Here is a 17,592-nt window from a genome sequence, read left to right as displayed (position 1 = left end):
GCCTATGCCTTTGGTGCCTCGGGCAGCGACGCCTCGAAATGCGAGACCGCCGCTGCGAACTTGTCCCGGCAGCCGGGATTACAGAAACCGACCGTGTGGCCTTTGTAGACGGTCAACGAGTCCGCCGAAATCGGCTTGCCCGACCATGGGCAGGTTTCGTTGACCGCGTCCTCCAGCCGCAGCTCCCGACCCGACATGGATCAGGCAGCTTCGGCAGCCAGCTTCTTCGCCTTTTCCACGGCTTCCTCGATGCCGCCGACCATGTAGAAGGCAGCTTCCGGAAGATGATCGTACTCGCCGGCGACCAGGCCCTTGAAGCCCTTGATCGTGTCTTCGAGGGCGACCAGCTTGCCCGGCGAGCCGGTGAACACCTCGGCCACGAAGAACGGCTGCGACAGGAAGCGCTCGATCTTGCGGGCGCGGGCCACCGTCAGCTTGTCCTCTTCCGACAGCTCGTCCATGCCGAGGATGGCGATGATGTCCTGCAGCGACTTGTAGCGCTGCAGCGTCTGCTGCACGTCACGGGCGACCTGGTAGTGCTCCTCGCCGACGATCAGCGGGTCGAGCATGCGCGAGGTCGAGTCCAGCGGATCGACGGCCGGATAGATGCCCTTCTCGGCGATGGCGCGGTTCAGCGTCGTGGTCGCGTCGAGGTGGGCGAACGAGGTCGCCGGCGCCGGGTCGGTCAGGTCGTCGGCCGGCACGTAGATGGCCTGCACCGAGGTGATCGAGCCCTTGGTCGTGGTGGTGATGCGCTCCTGCAGGGCGCCCATGTCGGTGGCCAGCGTCGGCTGGTAGCCCACCGCCGAGGGAATGCGGCCGAGCAGGGCCGACACTTCCGAACCCGCCTGGGTAAAGCGGAAGATGTTGTCGACGAAGAACAGCACGTCCTGGCCCTGGTCGCGGAAATATTCGGCGACGGTCAGGCCGGTGAGCGCGACGCGGGCGCGGGCTCCGGGCGGCTCGTTCATCTGGCCGTAGACGAGTGCCGCCTTGGAGCCTTCGCCGCCGCCCTTCTGGTTGACGCCCGATTCGATGAACTCGTGATAGAGGTCGTTGCCCTCGCGGGTACGCTCGCCGACGCCGGCGAACACCGAGTAGCCGCCATGCGCCTTGGCGATGTTGTTGATCAGTTCCTGGATGAGAACGGTCTTGCCGACGCCGGCGCCCCCGAACAGGCCGATCTTGCCGCCCTTGGCGTAAGGCGCGAGCAGGTCGATGACCTTGATGCCGGTGACGAGGATCGCCGCTTCCGTGGACTGGTCCACATATTCCGGAGCCGGCTGGTGAATGCCGCGATGCTCGGTGGCGGTGATCGGGCCGGCTTCGTCGACCGGCTCGCCGATGACGTTGATGATGCGGCCGAGCATGCCCGGGCCGACCGGCACCGAGATCGGCGCGCCGGTGTCGGCCACGGACTGACCGCGCACCAGGCCTTCGGTGGCATCCATGGCGATGCAGCGCACGGTGTTCTCGCCGAGGTGCTGCGCGACTTCGAGAACCAGGCGGTTGCCGACATTCTCGGTTTCGAGCGCGTTCAGGATGGCCGGGAGATGATCTTCGAACTGCACGTCGACAACGGCGCCGATGACCTGACGAACCTTGCCCTTCGGGCCCTTGGCGAGATTGAAGCTCGCCGTCGTGCCACGCGTGTCGACCTTGCCCGGCTTGCCTTCGGCCACCAGCTTGGCCGCCTCTTTCGCCGCGGCACCCCTTGCAGGAGCCTTCTTGGGAGCCTCAGCCTTCACTGCCGCCTTGGGCGCCGCCTTTGCCGCGGCCGCCTTCACGGGAGCTTCTGCAGTCTTAGCGGTCGCCTTTTTGGGGGTCGCTGCTTTCGCCATCGTCTCTAGCCCTTTTTCGTCCGTTTGTTGTCACATGCTCCGGTGAAGGCGACCGGCCTTCACGCCGCATGCTAGAGCGCCTCGGCGCCCGAAATGATTTCGATGAGTTCCTTGGTGATCTGCGCCTGCCGCTGGCGGTTGTAGGTGATCGACAGCTTGTTGATCATGTCGCCGGCATTGCGCGTCGCATTGTCCATGGCGCTCATCTTGGCGCCCATCTCGCCGGCTGCGTTTTCCAGCAGCGCGCGGAAGACCTGGACGGAGATGTTGCGCGGGATCAGGTCGGAAAGGATCTCGCTCGGCTCCGGCTCGTACTCGTAGACGGCGCTGCCGTTGGCGGCTTCGGCTTCGGTAGGAGCGGCGGCCGGAATGAGCTGCTGCGCGGTCGGCACCTGGCTGATCACCGACTTGAAGTTCGAGTAGAACAGCGTGCAGACGTCGAACTGGCCCTGCTCGAACAGCCCGATCACCTTCTTGGCGATCGCGTCGGCATTGGCGAAGCCGATCGTTTTCACCTCGCGCAGGTCGATGCGCTCGATGATGAGCTGCGCATAGTCGCGGCGCAGGATATCGAAGCCCTTCTTGCCGACGCAGATGATCTTGACCGTCTTGCCGTCGGACAGAAGCTTGCGGATGTGATCGCGGGCGAAGCGCGCGATCTGCGAGTTGAAGCCGCCGCACAGGCCGCGCTCGGCCGTGCAGACGACGAGCAGATGCACGTCGTCCTTGCCGGTGCCGGTCATCAGCGCCGGGGCTTCGCCGCCTGCGCCGATGGCCTGGGTGATGTTGGCCAGGACGGCACTCATGCGCTCCGAATAGGGGCGCGCGGCCTCCGCGGCCTCCTGGGCACGACGCAGCTTCGCCGCGGCGACCATCTGCATCGCCTTGGTGATCTTCTGCGTCGCCTTGACCGAGGCGATGCGGTTACGAAGGTCTTTCAGTGACGCCATGCTTCAAACTCTATAGTCCGCGTGCGATCCGGGTCAGGCGAAGGTCTTGGCGAAAGCGTCGACCTCGGCCTTGAGCTTGGCGCGCAGATCGTCCGACAGCGCCTTTTCCTTGCGGATGCCGTCGAGAACTTCCTTGCCGACCGTGCGCAGATGCGACAGCAGGCCCTGCTCGAAGCGGCCGACATCGGCGACGGCGAGCTTGTCGAGATAGCCGTTGACGCCGGCGAAGATCACCGCGACCTGCTCTTCGGTCTTGAGCGGCGAGAACTGCGGCTGCTTGAGCAGCTCGGTCAGGCGCGCACCACGGTTGAGCAGACGCTGGGTGGCGGCGTCGAGGTCCGAGCCGAACTGGGCGAAGGCGGCCATTTCGCGATACTGGGCAAGCTCGCCCTTGATCGAGCCGGCGACCTGCTTCATCGCCTTGATCTGGGCGGCGGAGCCGACGCGCGACACCGACAGGCCGACGTTCACGGCCGGGCGGATGCCCTGGAAGAACAGGTTGGTCTCGAGGAAGATCTGGCCGTCGGTGATCGAGATCACGTTGGTCGGGATGTAGGCCGACACGTCGTTGGCCTGCGTCTCGATGACCGGAAGGGCGGTCAGCGAGCCATTGCCATTGTCGTCGTTCAGCTTCGCGGCGCGTTCCAGCAGGCGGGAGTGCAGGTAGAACACGTCGCCCGGATAAGCCTCGCGGCCCGGCGGGCGGCGCAGCAGCAGCGACATCTGGCGGTAGGCGACGGCCTGCTTGGACAGGTCGTCATAGCCGATCAGCGCATGCTGGCCGTTGTCGCGGAAATACTCGCCCATGGTGCAGCCGGTGAACGGCGCCAGGTACTGGAGCGGAGCCGGATCGGAAGCGGTGGCGGCGATGATGATGGAGTAGTCCAGCGCGCCGCGCTCTTCCAGGACCTTCACGAACTGCGCGACGGTCGAGCGCTTCTGGCCGACGGCGACGTAGACGCAGTAGAGCTTTTCCGACTCGGGGCCACTGTCGTGGATGGCCTTCTGGTTCAGGATGGTGTCGAGGATGATGGCGGTCTTGCCGGTCTGGCGGTCGCCGATGACCAGCTCGCGCTGGCCGCGACCGACCGGGATGAGGGCATCGATGGCCTTGAGGCCGGTCGACATCGGCTCGTGCACCGACTTGCGCGGGATGATGCCGGGCGCCTTGACGTCGACGCGGCGACGCTCCTTGGCCTTGATCGGGCCCTTGCCGTCGATCGGGTTGCCCAGTGCGTCGACCACGCGGCCGAGCAGCTCGGGACCGACCGGCACGTCGACGATGGCCCCGGTGCGCTTGACGGTGTCGCCTTCCTTGATGTCGCGGTCGTTACCGAAGATAACGACGCCGACATTGTCGGCTTCGAGGTTCAGCGCCATGCCGCGAATGCCGCCGGGGAACTCGACCATCTCGCCGGCCTGGACATTGTCGAGGCCGTAGACGCGGGCAATGCCGTCACCGACCGACAGAACCTGGCCAACTTCGGAAACTTCGGCTTCCTTGCCGAAATTCTTGATCTGGTCTTTCAGAATTGCGGAGATTTCCGCGGCGCGGATGTCCATCAGCCGACCTCTTTAAGTGCAAGCTTGAGCGAATTGAGTTTGGTTTTGAGCGACGTATCGATCTGGCGCGAGCCCATCTTGACCACGAGACCACCGAGCAGGCTCGGATCGACGGTGACGTTGATGACCACGTCCTTGCCGGCAACGCTCTTGAGCGCGGCCTTGAGTTCGTTCTGCTGGGCCGCCGTCAGCGCATGCGCGGCGGTCACGTCGGCCGACACCTCACCGCGATGCTCGGCGGCGATGCGGCGGAAGGCCTGGATCATGCCGGGAACGGCGAACAGGCGACGGTTGCGGGCGACGACCCGCAGGAAATTGCCGGCGAGGCCGCCGATCTTCGCCTTGTCGAGGATCGCCGAAACGGCGCGCTCCTGCTCGTCGGCGGCGAAAACCGGGCTCTCGATCAGGCGGCGCAGGTCGGCGCTGCCGGCCCGCATGGCCTCGAAGCTGCCGAGCGCGGCCTCGACCTTGGCGACGGATTTATCTTCGAGAGCAAGCTCGAACAGCGAGCTGGCGTAGCGTTCGGCAACGGCGGAGATTGGCGAGGACGTTTTGGCCACGGTCCGTCTTTTCTCATGTCTGACAGGCCGCAGATTGTTGGCGCGAGCGGGAACTCTGGCTAAATCTTTGACCTTGCTTACGTTTCTTGAAGCTAAGGGAACGGCTTCCGCTTCCCCTAGCCGAAAGTCGGTTGCCCTCTAGCATACGCCTCCCAAGACCGCAATCCATGGAAGGCGGCGGATTCCGGCACTTTTGTCGCATCCTCTGGATGAATGCGTTTCAGCGCCCGCGATTCAGGGCAGGAATCCGAAGGCAAAAGCCAGCGGAAGCGCCGCCAGCAGCAGATCGAGCACCAAGGCGGCCCAATTGTAGGGCGTGTTGGCGCCGTCGCTCATCATGCCGAGCATGCGGCCGAAAGCTGTGAATAGCCATGAGAAGCCGAGCGCCATGTAGAGCAGCGGCTGGGCGAGCAGCACCGCGCACAGGCCGAGCCCCAGATAGAAGCCGGCGAAACGGCTGCGCCCCTCGGCGATCGCTTCCGGCTTGTCGGGGTGCGGCTGGAGGCGCAGGAGCTTGAAGCCGATGCCCGGCGCGAGAAACAGGAGCAGACCCAGCGCGGCGGTGACGACGGCGCTCGTCCAGGCCAGCCATTCGCCCTGGCTCATTGGCCATGGAAACGAAAATTGCATCGCGGTCCCTCGCTTTTGCCGGACGGGCCGGCGATTTCATCCCCCGGCAAAATGACAGATTCGCAAGCTACGCGTCACCCAGCGCGAAGGCGATTGCCGCTTCGGCGTGGATGGCCGTGGTGTCGAACACCGGAATGTCGAAATCGGACTGGCCGATCAGCATGGTGATCTCGGTGCAGCCCATGATGACGCCGTCGGCCCCCTCCTCGGCCCGCAGGCGTGCGATCTCCTTCAGATAGACCGCCTTCGAATCCGATGTCACGGTGCCCCGGCACAACTCGTCATAGATGATGTCGTGAACCTTGGTGCGCCCGGCCTCGTCCGGCACCGCGACGTCGATGCCATGGCGCTCGGCCAGGCGCTGCCTGTAGAAATCCTGCTCCATGGTGAAGCGGGTGGCGAGCAGCGCCGGCCGCTTTACCCCGGTTCGCCGGATGGCCCCGGCGGTCGCGTCGGCAATGTGCAGGAGCGGGATGGAGACGGCCGCCTCGATCTCGCCGGCCAGCTTGTGCATGGTGTTGGTGCAGATCACCAGGCACTCCGCCCCCGCCGCTTCGAGCTGGCGCGCCGCCGCGGCCAGCAGCCGCCCCGCGCCCTGCCAGTCGCCGGCATGCTGAAGCTCCGCGATCCCGGCGAAATCCACCGAAACCAGCACCAGCTTCGCCGAGTGCAGGCCGCCCAGCCGCGCCCGCACGCCTTCGTTCAGCAGGCGATAATAGATCGCCGTGCTTTCCCAGCTCATGCCGCCCAGAAGGCCGATGGTCTTCATTGCCTGTCTCCTCCTGAAGAATTCACAGGAAACTCTGCGGATCGATATCGACCTGCACCCTGATCTGCCCGCGCACCTTGGGTCCCGCCGCCAGCATGGCCTTGACGAAACCCTGCATGTCGGAGCGGCGTTCGCCATGTATGAGCAGCCGGAAGCGGTGCCGCCCGTTGAGCAGCGACAGCGGTGCCTCGGCCGGCCCCAGCACGAAGATATCCGACGCGCTCGGCGCGGCAAGCCGCAGGCCACGCGCGTGCCCTTCCGCCTCTGCCCGTGTCGGCGCGCTGACGATGATGCCGGCCAGCCGTCCGAACGGCGGCAGGCCGGTGCGCTCGCGCTCGGCGATCTCGCGCTCGTAGAACAGCTCCGAATCGCCGGAGACGATGGCCTGCATCACCGGATGGTCGGGCTGGTAGGTCTGCAGCAGGCCGAGGCTCTTCTTGCCGGTGCGCCCGGCGCGGCCCGTCACCTGGCTGAGAAGCTGGAAGGTGCGCTCGGCGGCGCGCGGATCGCCATTGGCGAGGCCGAGATCGGCATCCACCACGCCGACCAGCGTCATGTTCGGAAAATTATGGCCCTTGGCGACGAGTTGCGTGCCGATGACGATGTCGGCATCGCCGTTGGCGATGGCCTCCAGCTCCAGCCGCAGCCGCCGCACACCGCCCATGATGTCGGAGGACAGGACGATGGTGCGCGCTTCGGGAAAATGCGCCACCACCTCCTCCGCGATGCGCTCCACACCCGGCCCGCAGGCGACGAGGTGGTCGAGCGTGCCGCATTCGGGGCAGGCATCGGGCCGCCTTTCGCTGTGGCCGCAATGGTGGCAGACGAGCTGACCGCGAAAGCGGTGTTCGACCAGCCAGGACGAGCAGACCGGGCAGCCGAAGCGGTGGCCACAGGCGCGGCATAAGGTGAGCGGGGCATAACCGCGCCGGTTGAGGAATAAAAGTGACTGCTCGCCCTTTTCCAGCGTCGCCGCCATCCTTTGCAGCAGCAGCGGCGACAGGAAACCGCCGCGTGCCGGGGGCGAGCGGCGCATGTCGATGGTGCGCAGGTCCGGCAGCGCCGCATCGGCGAAACGCGATGACAGCACCACGCGGCCATAGCGCCCCTGGCTGGCATTGACCCGGCTTTCCACGGATGGCGTGGCCGAAGCCAGCACCACCGGAAAGCCGCCGATATGGGCGCGCACCACCGCCATGTCGCGGGCGTTGTAGAAGACGCGGTCCTCCTGCTTGTAGGCCGGGTCATGCTCCTCGTCGACGACGATCAGGCCAAGCTCCTGAAACGGCAGGAACAGTGCCGAGCGCGCGCCCGCCACCACCTTCACCGTGCCTTCCGCCACCTGCCGCCACACCCGCTCGCGCATGCGCGGCGGCAGGTCGGAGTGCCACTCGGCCGGCTTGGTGCCGAAACGGTTCTGGAACCGTTCGAGGAAGGCGTGGGTCAGCGCGATTTCCGGCAGCAGGATCAGCACCTGTCGGCCCTGTTCAATCGCCGCCGCCACCGCCTCGAAATAGACTTCCGTCTTGCCCGAGCCGGTCACGCCGTCGAGCAGGGTGACGCGAAAATCGCCCGCCTCGACACCGGCCCGGAGATCGTTCGCCGCCGCGCGCTGGTCCGGCATCAGCGCCGCCGTCGCATAGGCGGTGTCGGGCGCGGCAACCACCGGGCGCGGCGGGATCATCACCGTCTCGAACACGCCCTGTTCCCTGAGCCCGTCGACCACCGAGGACGACACGCCGGCGGCATGGGCCAGTCCCGAGCGCGTCCAGGCAAAGCCGTCGGCGGCAGCGGCCAGCACCCGCTCGCGCGCGCCGGTCATCCGGTCGGGCCGCAGGTCGGTGAGCTTGATGCCTTCGGTCCACGGCTCGGGATCGAAGGCTTCCGGCGCGCGCAAAAGCATGCGCGCCACCATGCCGGGCGGCGACAGCGTATATTGCGACACCCAGTCGACGAAGCGGCGCATGTCGCGGTTGATCGGCGGGCAGTCGAACACCTGCTCGATCGGCCGCAGCTTGCGGGCATCGACCGCATCGGCCCCGCCGTCCCAGACGACGCCCGCCACCTGCCGCGGCCCCAGCGGCACGCGCACGATCGACCCCGGCACCACGCGCATTCCTTCGGGAACCGCATAGGTGTAGGGGCGTTCTGCGGGCATGGGCACCAGCACGGGTGCTGCGGACGAAAAGGGCGAATCTTGGCTCATCGCGCGTGACCTTGCATCGTCTTTGGTCTAGAGCAAAGGCCGATAGCGCGTGTGCCCTCCCCGCACGCCGGAATCTTCAAGGAGACCACAATGAAGTTCTTCGTCGATACCGCCGACATCAAGGAAATCCGTGAACTCAACGACATGGGCCTGGTCGACGGCGTCACCACCAATCCCTCGCTGATCCTGAAATCGGGCGGCAAGATCGATGAGGTGACGCGCCAGATCTGCGACATCGTTTCCGGCCCCGTCTCGGCCGAGGTCACGGCCACCGACTATGACGGCATGATGGCCGAGGCCAAGGTGCTGGCCAGGATCGCCGACAATGTCGCCATCAAGGTGCCGCTGACCCTCGACGGACTCAAGGCCTGCAAGGCGATCCGCTCCGAAGGCCGCATGGTCAACGTCACGCTGTGCTTCTCGGCCAACCAGGCGCTGCTCGCCGCCAAGGCCGGCGCATCCTTCATCTCGCCCTTCGTCGGCCGTCTCGACGACACCGGCATCGAGGGCATGGACCTGATTTCCGAGATCCGCCAGATCTACAGCAACTACGACTTCGAGACCGAAATCCTCGTCGCCTCGGTTCGCACCGTGAACCATATCAAGGATGCCGCCCTGATCGGCGCCGATGTCATCACCGCCCCCCCGGCCGTGCTGCGCTCGCTGGTCAAGCATCCGCTGACCGACAAGGGGCTGGAAGCCTTCCTCGCCGACTGGGCCAAGACCGGCCAGAAGATCGGCTGATAGCGCCAAATCTGCGCCGCCGGGCCTCCACGCGCACCGGCGGCGCAGATCGGCCCATCGTTATTTCCGCTTTGCGAGATCCTGGGCCAGGGCCAGACGCAGCACTTCGGCCAGTTCGCGCGCGGCGCGGTTCTCGGCATCGATCTGCGCCCGATAGGTGGCGAACTCCTGCTTCGGGCGGTCGAAGGACGACGAGATCGACCGCCTGCCGGACCCGACGACCTTGCCGGTCGCAACTTCCGTCAGCCGGTAGTCGGCCGTCAGTTGCACGATGCCGGCGCTGGGTTCGTCCTGATCCTTGGTGACCTGGATCGAAGCCGCCGACTGCACCAGCTCGGTGACGCCCAGATCGAGCGAATAGACCGGCGTCGCCGGCTCGCCCTTGCCGTGGGTGAGGCCGAAGATCAGGTTGTTGCGCACCTGCTGGGCATAGCGCGTCCTGACCGGCTTGACCGAGATCGACGCCAGCTCCTCCACCGCGACCGTCTGGCCGCCCACGGCAAGCGGCGCGCTGGAATAGAGCGGGCGCACCGTGCAGGCCGAAAGCAGCGCCGCCGACAGCAGCACCGCCCCCGCCAGCAGACGGCCAAGGCCGGCGTTATCCTTCATCGTCGGCTTGGCTGTGTCAGGCAACGACATTGACGATCCTCTGCGGCACGACGATGATCTTGCGCGGCGTCTTGCCCTCCAGCGCCTTCTGCACGAAGTCGAGGGCCATGACCGCCTGTTCGACCGCAACTTGGTCTGCGTCGCGGGCAATTGTCAAATCCCCGCGCTTCTTGCCGTTGACCTGGATGGGCAGGACGATCTCGTTGTCCACCACCAGCGCCGGGTCGAATTCCGGCCAGGCGCGAGCGGCGACCAGACCCTCGCCGCGCAGCGCCTGCCAGCACTCCTCGGCCAGATGCGGCATCATCGGCGCCAGCATGGTGATCAGGAATTCCAGCCCCTCGCGCACCGCGCCGGCGCGCTCGGCCTTGCCCTCGCCCACCGCCGCCACCTGCGGCGACAGAAGGTTGGTGAGTTCGTAGAGACGGGCCACGGCGCGGTTGAAATGCAGCCGCTCGATGTCCTCGCCCACCGCCTTGAGGATCTTGTGCACGCCGCGCGAGACGGCCAGTGCGTCGCCTTCGGTCCCTGCCTTCGGCGCGACATCGCTCAACACCGGCACCGCATCCGACACCAGGCGCCAGACGCGCTGGACGAAGCGGTGGGCGCCCTCGACGCCGGCCTCGGTCCAGATCACGTCGCGCTCGGGCGGCGAATCCGACAGCATGAACCAGCGCGCCGTATCGGCGCCGTAGCTGGCGATGATGTCGTCGGGGTCGACCACGTTCTTCTTCGACTTCGACATCTTCTCGATCGGGCCGATGGCTACCGGGGTGCCGTCGGCAAGCAGGCGGGCCTTGCGCTGGCCGTCGACCTCCTCGATGCGGATTTCCGCCGGCGTCACCCAGCCCTGCGCGCCCTTGTAGGTCTCGTGCACCACCATGCCCTGCGTGAACAGGCCCTCGAACGGCTCCTCGACCGTGTTGAGATGGCCGGTCGCCTTCATGGCGCGGGTGAAGAAGCGCGAATAGAGCAGGTGCAGGATCGCGTGCTCGACACCGCCGATATATTGGCGCACCGGCAGCCAGCCGTTCTTGCCGTCGACATAGGCGAGGTCGGTCGGCGCCTCGTCGTTCCTGGCGTCGGTGAAGCGGGCGAAATACCACGACGAATCGACGAAGGTGTCCATCGTGTCGGTGTCGCGCCGCGCCGCGCCGCCGCAGTTCGGGCAGGCGACATGCTTCCACGTCGGATGATGGTCGAGCGGATTGCCCGGCTTGTCGAAGGCGACATCGGTGGGCAGCTCGACCGGAAGCTGGTCGGCCGGCACCGGCACGGCGCCGCAGGCGTCGCAATGGATGACCGGGATCGGGCAGCCCCAGTAGCGCTGGCGCGAGATCAGCCAGTCGCGCAGGCGGAACTGTACCTTGCGCTTGCCCTGCGGCCGGCCGTCGAAGTCTGTGCCTTCGAGGCGCTTTGCCACCTCGTCGAAGGCCTCGCCCGGGCTCATGCCGTCGAGGAAGCCCGAATTGATCATCGTGCCGTCGTCGGAATAGGCTTCCTCGGTGATCTGGAAGCTCGCCGCATCGACGCCCTCCGGCTTCACCACCGGCGTGACCGGCAGACCGTATTTGTTGGCGAAGTCGAGGTCGCGCTGGTCATGCGCCGGGCAGCCGAAGACCGCGCCGGTCCCGTAGTCCATCAGCACGAAATTGGCCACGTAGACCGGCAGGGTCCACTGCGGATCGAAGGGATGAACGACGCGGATGCCGGTATCGACGCCCTTCTTCTCGGCCGTCTCCAGCGCCGCCACCGAAGTGCCCATATGGTGGACCTCGTCGATGAAGGCGGCGATTTGCGTGTTGCCCTCGGCCGCCTTTCTGGCCAGCGGATGGTCGGCCGACACCGCCATGAAGGACGCGCCGAAGATGGTGTCGGGGCGGGTGGTGTAGACCTCCAGCTCGGTCTCGCCCGCAGGCGCCGTCGCCGGGTCCAACTTCCAGCGCAGCAGCAGGCCCTCGGAGCGGCCGATCCAGTTCTGCTGCATGATGCGGACCTTTTCCGGCCAGCGGTCCAGCGTCTCCAGCCCGTCCAGCAGGTCCTGGCTCATGGAGGTGATCTTGAAGAACCATTGCGTCAGGTCGCGCTGCTCCACCGGCGCGCCGGAGCGCCAGCCCTTGCCGTCGATGACCTGCTCGTTGGCGAGCACCGTCATGTCGACCGGGTCCCAGTTGACCTTCGCCGCCTTGCGCTCGACCAGCCCCGCCTTCCAGAAGTCGAGGAACAGCCGCTGCTGCTGCCGGTAGTAGCCCGGATCGCAGGTCGCGAACTCCCGCGACCAGTCCCAGGAAAAACCCATCGTCTTGAGCTGTCCCTTCATGGTCGCGATGTTCGCGTAGGTCCATTCGCGCGGATTGACGCCCTTGTCGCGCGCCGCGTTTTCGGCCGGCAGCCCGAAGGCATCCCAGCCGAAGGGATGCAGGACATTGAAGCCCTTGGCGCGCTTGTAGCGGGCGACGACATCGCCCAGCGTATAGTTGCGCACATGGCCCATATGGATGCGCCCGGACGGATAGGGGAACATCTCGAGCACGTAATATTTGGACCGGGGATCGTCGTTCTTCGCCTCGAACAACTTCTCGGCATCCCATGCCTTCTGCCATTTGGGTTCGGACGCGCGCGGATTGTATCGTTCGGTTGCCATGACCGGTTTTTCTTTTAAAAGCATGCTGGAAGCTGCCGCACGCATGCGGACAGCGGGGACATGCCCCGGTCTTCACCATGGTTTGCGGGACCCGTCAACCGTAAGGCGTCTCAACGGGGCAAAATCGGCATTTCAGGACGGCAGGATTTCGACATGGACAATGCGGTTGCTGGCGATGCGGTCGAACGGCTCGCCCAGGTGAAGGCGAAGATCGGCGCGGCCGAACGGGAAGCCGGGCGCGAACCGGGATCGGCCACGCTCGTCGCCGTCTCCAAGACCTTCGACGCCGGCGCCATCCGCCCCGTCATCGGGGCCGGCCAGCGCGTGTTCGGTGAAAACCGCGTGCAGGAAGCGCAAGGCAAGTGGCCGGCCCTGAAAGCGGATTTCCCCGACATCGAACTGCACCTGATCGGCCCGCTGCAATCCAACAAGGCAAGGGAGGCGGTGGCGCTCTTCGACGTCATCGAGACGGTCGACCGCGAGAAGATCGCCGCCGAACTGGCCAAGGAAATCGCCAGGCAGGAGCGTTCGCCGCGCCTCTATGTGCAGGTCAACACGGGCTCGGAGCCGCAGAAGGCCGGCATCGAGCCGAAGCAAGCCGTCGCGTTCGTCGGGCGCTGCCGCGAGGTGCATGGCCTCGCCATCGAGGGACTGATGTGCATTCCGCCGGCCGACGAGAATCCGGGTCCGCATTTCGCGCTGCTCGAAAAGCTCGCCCGCGCCGCCGGCGTGGAGAAGCTTTCCATGGGCATGTCGGGCGATTACGAGCTGGCCGTCGCCTTCGGCGCCACCAGCGTGCGGGTCGGCTCGGCCATCTTCGGCAGCCGTTGATCCCCAAGGAAGATCAACTGAAAAGGGCCGGAGCACGAAGCCCCGGCCCTTTCGATTCCAGTCTGCCGAAGCTTATTCGGCAGCGACGATCTTGCCTTCTTCCCACTTGAACAGCGAGAAGCTCGGCGAGGTCAGGTCGCCATTCTCGCCATAGGTGAGCTTGCCGATGGCGGTCGGGATTTCCCCGCCGTCCTTCAGCGCCGTGGCCACCGCGGTGGCGTCGTCGGCGCTGCCGGCCTTCTCGATGCCGGCCTTGAGCACCTCAACGGCGGCATAGGCGTTGAGCGTGAAGGCTTCCGGCGGGATGCCCTTTTCCTTCAGCACTTCGACGGCAGAAGCCGAGTCCGGGTTCTTCAGCGCGTCGGAAGCGTTGGTGAACAGGGTTCCGGCAGCGGCTTCGTTGCCGATCGCCCAGTATTCGGTGTTCGACAGGCCCTCGCCGCCGATGATCGTCGCCTTGATGCCGGCATCGGCGAGCTGGCGCGCGAGCAGGCCGCCCTCGGGGTGATAGCCGCCGAAATAGATCACCTCGGCACCGTCGGACTTCAGGCGCGTGACCAGCGCCGACAGGTCCTTCTCGCCCGGGTTCAGCGAGTTGTGGCTGACTTCCGTCACGCCGCCGGCATTGATGCCCGCCTTGAACGCGTCGGCCAGGCCCTTGCCGTAGGTGCCCTTGTCGTCGACGATGGCGATCTTCTTGTCCTTCAGGTTCTTCAGGACATAGGCCGCAGCAACCTCAGCCTGCTGGTCGTCACGGCCGCAGGTGCGCAGCACGTTGGGCAGGCCGCGCGCCGTCAGGTCGGGCGCCGTGGCCGTCGGCGTCACCATCAGCACGCCGTTCTCGGCGAACACGTCCGAAGCGGCCATGGCGACACCGGAGGTGACCGGGCCGACCACATAATGCACGCTCTCGCCGACCAGCAGGTTGGCCGCCGAAACGCCCTGCTTGGGATCGCCGGCATCGTCGGCCAGCTTGATCACGACCTTCTCGCCGAGAATGCCGCCGTCCTTGTTGATCTTGTCGACCGCGGCCTCGGCGCCGTTCTTCACCTGCTCGCCATAGGCAGCCACCGGCCCGGTCAGCGGCGCCACGACGCCGATGACGATATCGGCCTGCGCGCCGGACGCGAATGCCAGCGATGCGAACAGTGCAACGCCAGCCAAAAGCTTGTTTTTCATGGTTCTGCTCCCTGTTACCCGAACCCCGTTTGCGCGAACCCGATCTGGTTCGGCGAAGTCCTGATTTTCAGGCATAGCGGCTGTGCCGCGACTTGGCAATCGCCCACCGGAAAGGGCCTTCCGGATTGGTGGTTCCATCACTTGGGCCAGAAATGCGGCGCGTCCTCGAAGACGCCGTCAACGCACAATGTCGCGGCCCAAAGCATCGACAATCGAACGTCTAATATTGCCGTAGTGCCCGCAATGTTAATAATGCGCCCGACTTCGCGCGGCAGGAGGCCGCATTTTTGCCCGATCTGCGGGCAGTCTTTTTCGGGAGGGAAGCTGAGAATGTCCGAGACCATCCACCGAGTTCAGGATTCGTGGCGCAAAGGCGCGCTGATTGACGAGGCGACGTATCGGTCGTGGTATGAGCGCTCGGTGACGGACCCGGACGGCTTCTGGGGCGAGCATGGGCGTCGGCTGGACTGGTTCAAGCCCTACACGAAGGTGAAGAACGCCTCCTTCGACGGCGACGTGTCGATCAAGTGGTTCGAGGACGGCGAGCTCAACGTCTCCCACAACTGCATCGACCGGCATCTGGCCACCCGCGGCGACCAGATCGCCATCATCTGGGAGGGCGACGATCCCTCCGAGGACAAGCGGATCACCTATCGCCAGTTGCACGAGGCGGTGTGCCGCTACGCCAATGTGCTCAAGGCACAGGGGGTCAAGAAGGGCGACCGCGTAACCATCTACATGCCGATGATCGTCGAGACGGCCTATGCGATGCTGGCCTGCACGCGCATCGGGGCGATCCATTCGGTGGTGTTCGGCGGCTTCTCGCCCGATTCGCTGGCCGGCCGCATCGTCGACTGCAAGTCGGACGTGGTCATCACTGCCGACGAAGGGCTGCGCGGCGGGCGCAAGGTGCCCCTGAAGGAGAATGCCGACAAGGCGGCCGAGATCGCGGCGGCGGCCGGCAATACGGTGCGCAAGGTGCTGGTGGTGCGCCGCACCGGCGGCAAGGTCAACTGGGTGGAGGGCCGCGACCTGTGGCTGGACGAGGCGGCAAGTGAGGCGTCGCCCGAATGCCCGGCCGAGCCGATGAAGGCGGAGGATCCGCTGTTCATCCTCTACACCTCCGGCTCGACCGGCAAGCCCAAGGGGGTGCTGCACACCACCGGCGGCTATCTGGTGCATGTGTCGATGACCCACCAGTACATCTTCGACTACCATGACGGCGACATCTACTGGTGCACGGCCGATGTCGGCTGGGTGACGGGCCACTCCTACATCCTCTACGGGCCGCTGGCCAACGGCGCGACCACGCTGATGTTCGAGGGCGTGCCCAACTATCCCGACGCGTCGCGTTTCTGGCAGGTGGTGGACAAGCACAAGGTCAACATCTTCTACACCGCCCCGACCGCGATCCGCGCCCTGATGGGAGCGGGCGACGAATGGGTGAAGAAGGGCAAGCGCACCAGCCTGCGCATCCTGGGTTCGGTCGGCGAGCCGATCAACCCGGAGGCGTGGGAATGGTATTTCAACGTGGTGGGCGAGGGCCGCTGCCCGGTGGTCGACACCTGGTGGCAGACCGAGAACGGCGGCATCCTGATCGCCCCGCTGCCGGGCGCCACCGACCTGAAGCCGGGCTCGGCCACGCGGCCCTTCTTCGGCGTGGTGCCGCGGATCATCGACAATGAGGGCAACACGGTCGAGGGGGCGGGTTCGGGCAATCTGTGCATCGCCGAGCCGTGGCCGGGCATGATGCGCACCGTCTATGGCGACCATGCCCGCTTCGTGGAAACCTATTTCTCGACCTACAAGGGGCTGTACTTCACCGGCGACGGCTGCCGGCGCGACGAGGACGGCTATTACTGGATCACCGGCCGGGTCGACGACGTGCTCAACGTCTCGGGCCACCGCATGGGCACGGCGGAGGTGGAATCGGCGCTGGTGGCGCATGAGAAGGTGTCGGAGGCGGCGGTGGTCGGCTATCCGCACGACGTCAAGGGCCAGGGCATCTATTGCTATGTGACGCTGATGGAGGGCGAGACGGGCAGCGACGAGCTGCGCAAGGAACTGATCGCCCATGTGCGCAAGGAGATCGGGCCGATCGCCGCGCCCGACAAGATCCAGTTCGCGCCGGCCCTGCCCAAGACGCGCTCGGCCAAGATCATGCGCCGCATCCTGCGCAAGATCGCCGAGGACGATTTCGGCTCGCTCGGCGATACCTCGACGCTCGCCGACCCCTCGGTCGTCGACGACCTCATCGCCAACAGGCAGAACAAGAGAGCAGGGTAACAGGCAGCGATGGCCGATATCGGACATGTAGCGGAACTGTGGCGCTATCCGGCGAGCTCGCTCGGCGGCGAGGCCCTGCCCGCGCTCGACTTCGGCCATGGCGGCGCCGACGGTGACCGGTGCTACGGTCTCATCGACACGAGCGACGGCGAAATCGCCCGTCCCGACCGGCTGCCGAAATGGCACAAGGCGCCCCGCATCAAGGCCAGGCTGGACGAAGCGCGGCGCCTGCACATCCTGACGCCGGAGGGCGAGTGGCTTCCAGCCCCCGGCCCCGGCAGTGAACGCGCCATCTCGGACTATCTCGGTTTCACGGCCGCGATCCTGCCCTTCGAGGGCGAGAACCCGGAAGGCTATGGCGGCCCCCACACCCGGGCCCGCTACGAAAAGGCGCCGGTGCACCTGCTCACCACCGCCTCGCTGGCGCGGCTGAAGGCGCTGCACCCCGACGGCATTCCGGACCGCCGCCGCTTCCGGCCGAGCATCCTCGTCGACATGCCGGAGGTCGAAGGCAGCTTCCCCGAAACCGAATGGATCGGCCGCAAACTGTCCATCGGCGACCTCGAACTGACCATCGTCGAACCCTGCCGGCGCTGCGGCTTCACCATCATTTCGCAGGAAGGCATTCCCGACGATCCGGGCATATTGCGCACGCTAGTGCGCCATAACGCCCACAATCTCGGCGTCTACTGCCGGGTCGAGCGCCCTGCCCGCCTGCGCCTCGGCGACGCCATGCGCCTGCACTGACGCGGGGTTCTTCCGTTTCGGAACCTTCCCCGC

At 66.0% G+C, this 17,592-nt stretch carries 15 protein-coding genes; 4 read left to right on the top strand and 11 right to left on the bottom strand.

What is annotated here, in order from left to right; translation table 11 throughout:
* Nucleotides 1–2: 2 nt before the first annotated feature.
* The 8 genes from ABID37_RS17560 to ABID37_RS17525 form a co-directional block, all read right to left on the bottom strand.
* Nucleotides 3–197: a glutathione S-transferase gene (locus ABID37_RS17560; RefSeq protein WP_354197122.1), complete on the bottom strand. Its 195-nt coding sequence runs from the start codon at nt 195–197 to the stop codon at nt 3–5.
* A 3-nt stretch (nt 198–200) separates the two neighbouring features.
* Nucleotides 201–1,841 (bottom strand): F0F1 ATP synthase subunit beta, encoded by a 1,641-nt coding sequence (gene atpD / locus ABID37_RS17555; protein WP_354197120.1) that lies wholly within the window; start codon nt 1,839–1,841, stop codon nt 201–203.
* A gap of 71 nt (nt 1,842–1,912) precedes the next feature.
* Nucleotides 1,913–2,791 carry a F0F1 ATP synthase subunit gamma gene (locus ABID37_RS17550; RefSeq protein ID WP_354197118.1) on the bottom strand — a complete coding sequence of 293 codons (879 nt, stop codon included), beginning with the start codon at nt 2,789–2,791 and terminating at the stop codon, nt 1,913–1,915.
* Between the two features lie 33 nt (nt 2,792–2,824).
* Nucleotides 2,825–4,354, bottom strand: a complete 1,530-nt coding sequence (atpA, locus tag ABID37_RS17545) for a F0F1 ATP synthase subunit alpha (protein WP_354197116.1) — start codon at nt 4,352–4,354, stop codon at nt 2,825–2,827.
* Nucleotides 4,354–4,914: a F0F1 ATP synthase subunit delta gene (locus ABID37_RS17540; protein ID WP_354197114.1), complete on the bottom strand. Its 561-nt coding sequence runs from the start codon at nt 4,912–4,914 to the stop codon at nt 4,354–4,356. Before ABID37_RS17540 ends, atpA begins: the two co-directional genes overlap by 1 nt.
* A 234-nt stretch (nt 4,915–5,148) precedes the next feature.
* Nucleotides 5,149–5,544, bottom strand: coding sequence for an AGROH133_08824 family phage infection protein (locus ABID37_RS17535; protein ID WP_354197112.1), 396 nt, complete (start codon nt 5,542–5,544; stop codon nt 5,149–5,151).
* Nucleotides 5,545–5,611: 67 nt separating this feature from the next.
* A complete protein-coding gene (locus tag ABID37_RS17530; RefSeq protein ID WP_354197110.1) occupies nt 5,612–6,313 on the bottom strand; it encodes an aspartate/glutamate racemase family protein in 702 nt (233 codons plus the stop codon).
* Nucleotides 6,314–6,335: 22 nt separating this feature from the next.
* Entirely contained in the window at nt 6,336–8,519 is a 2,184-nt protein-coding gene (locus ABID37_RS17525) for a primosomal protein N' (protein ID WP_354197108.1), read from the bottom strand.
* Between the two features lie 90 nt (nt 8,520–8,609).
* On the opposite strand from ABID37_RS17525, the gene fsa reads away from it, so the two are divergent.
* A complete protein-coding gene (gene fsa / locus ABID37_RS17520) occupies nt 8,610–9,263 on the top strand; it encodes a fructose-6-phosphate aldolase (protein WP_354197106.1) in 654 nt (217 codons plus the stop codon).
* Nucleotides 9,264–9,323: 60 nt separating this feature from the next.
* Here the strand turns inward: fsa and ABID37_RS17515 are convergent, their stop codons facing one another.
* Both ABID37_RS17515 and leuS read right to left on the bottom strand, forming a co-directional pair.
* Nucleotides 9,324–9,902 carry a hypothetical protein gene (locus tag ABID37_RS17515; RefSeq protein ID WP_354197104.1) on the bottom strand — a complete coding sequence of 193 codons (579 nt, stop codon included), beginning with the start codon at nt 9,900–9,902 and terminating at the stop codon, nt 9,324–9,326.
* Entirely contained in the window at nt 9,889–12,516 is a 2,628-nt protein-coding gene (gene leuS, locus ABID37_RS17510; protein ID WP_354197102.1) for a leucine--tRNA ligase, read from the bottom strand. Before leuS ends, ABID37_RS17515 begins: the two co-directional genes overlap by 14 nt.
* Before the next feature lie 153 nt (nt 12,517–12,669).
* Between leuS and ABID37_RS17505 the strand changes: the two genes are divergently transcribed.
* Nucleotides 12,670–13,347: a YggS family pyridoxal phosphate-dependent enzyme gene (locus ABID37_RS17505; RefSeq protein WP_354197100.1), complete on the top strand. Its 678-nt coding sequence runs from the start codon at nt 12,670–12,672 to the stop codon at nt 13,345–13,347.
* A gap of 72 nt (nt 13,348–13,419) precedes the next feature.
* Here the strand turns inward: ABID37_RS17505 and ABID37_RS17500 are convergent, their stop codons facing one another.
* Nucleotides 13,420–14,526, bottom strand: a complete 1,107-nt coding sequence (locus tag ABID37_RS17500; RefSeq protein WP_354197098.1) for a branched-chain amino acid ABC transporter substrate-binding protein — start codon at nt 14,524–14,526, stop codon at nt 13,420–13,422.
* 330 nt (nt 14,527–14,856) lie between these two features.
* Between ABID37_RS17500 and acs the strand changes: the two genes are divergently transcribed.
* Nucleotides 14,857–16,812 carry an acetate--CoA ligase gene (acs, locus tag ABID37_RS17495; RefSeq protein ID WP_354197096.1) on the top strand — a complete coding sequence of 652 codons (1,956 nt, stop codon included), beginning with the start codon at nt 14,857–14,859 and terminating at the stop codon, nt 16,810–16,812.
* Nucleotides 16,813–16,821: 9 nt separating this feature from the next.
* Nucleotides 16,822–17,559, top strand: coding sequence for an MOSC domain-containing protein (locus ABID37_RS17490; RefSeq protein WP_354197094.1), 738 nt, complete (start codon nt 16,822–16,824; stop codon nt 17,557–17,559).
* Nucleotides 17,560–17,592: the final 33 nt, after the last annotated feature.

This window comes from Aquamicrobium terrae (genome assembly GCF_040545735.1).
In the GTDB taxonomy this organism is placed as follows: Bacteria; Pseudomonadota; Alphaproteobacteria; order Rhizobiales; family Rhizobiaceae; genus Mesorhizobium; species Mesorhizobium terrae_A.
Note: the sequence above shows the minus strand (reverse complement) of the source record. Positions and strands in the feature narration are given on the sequence as shown.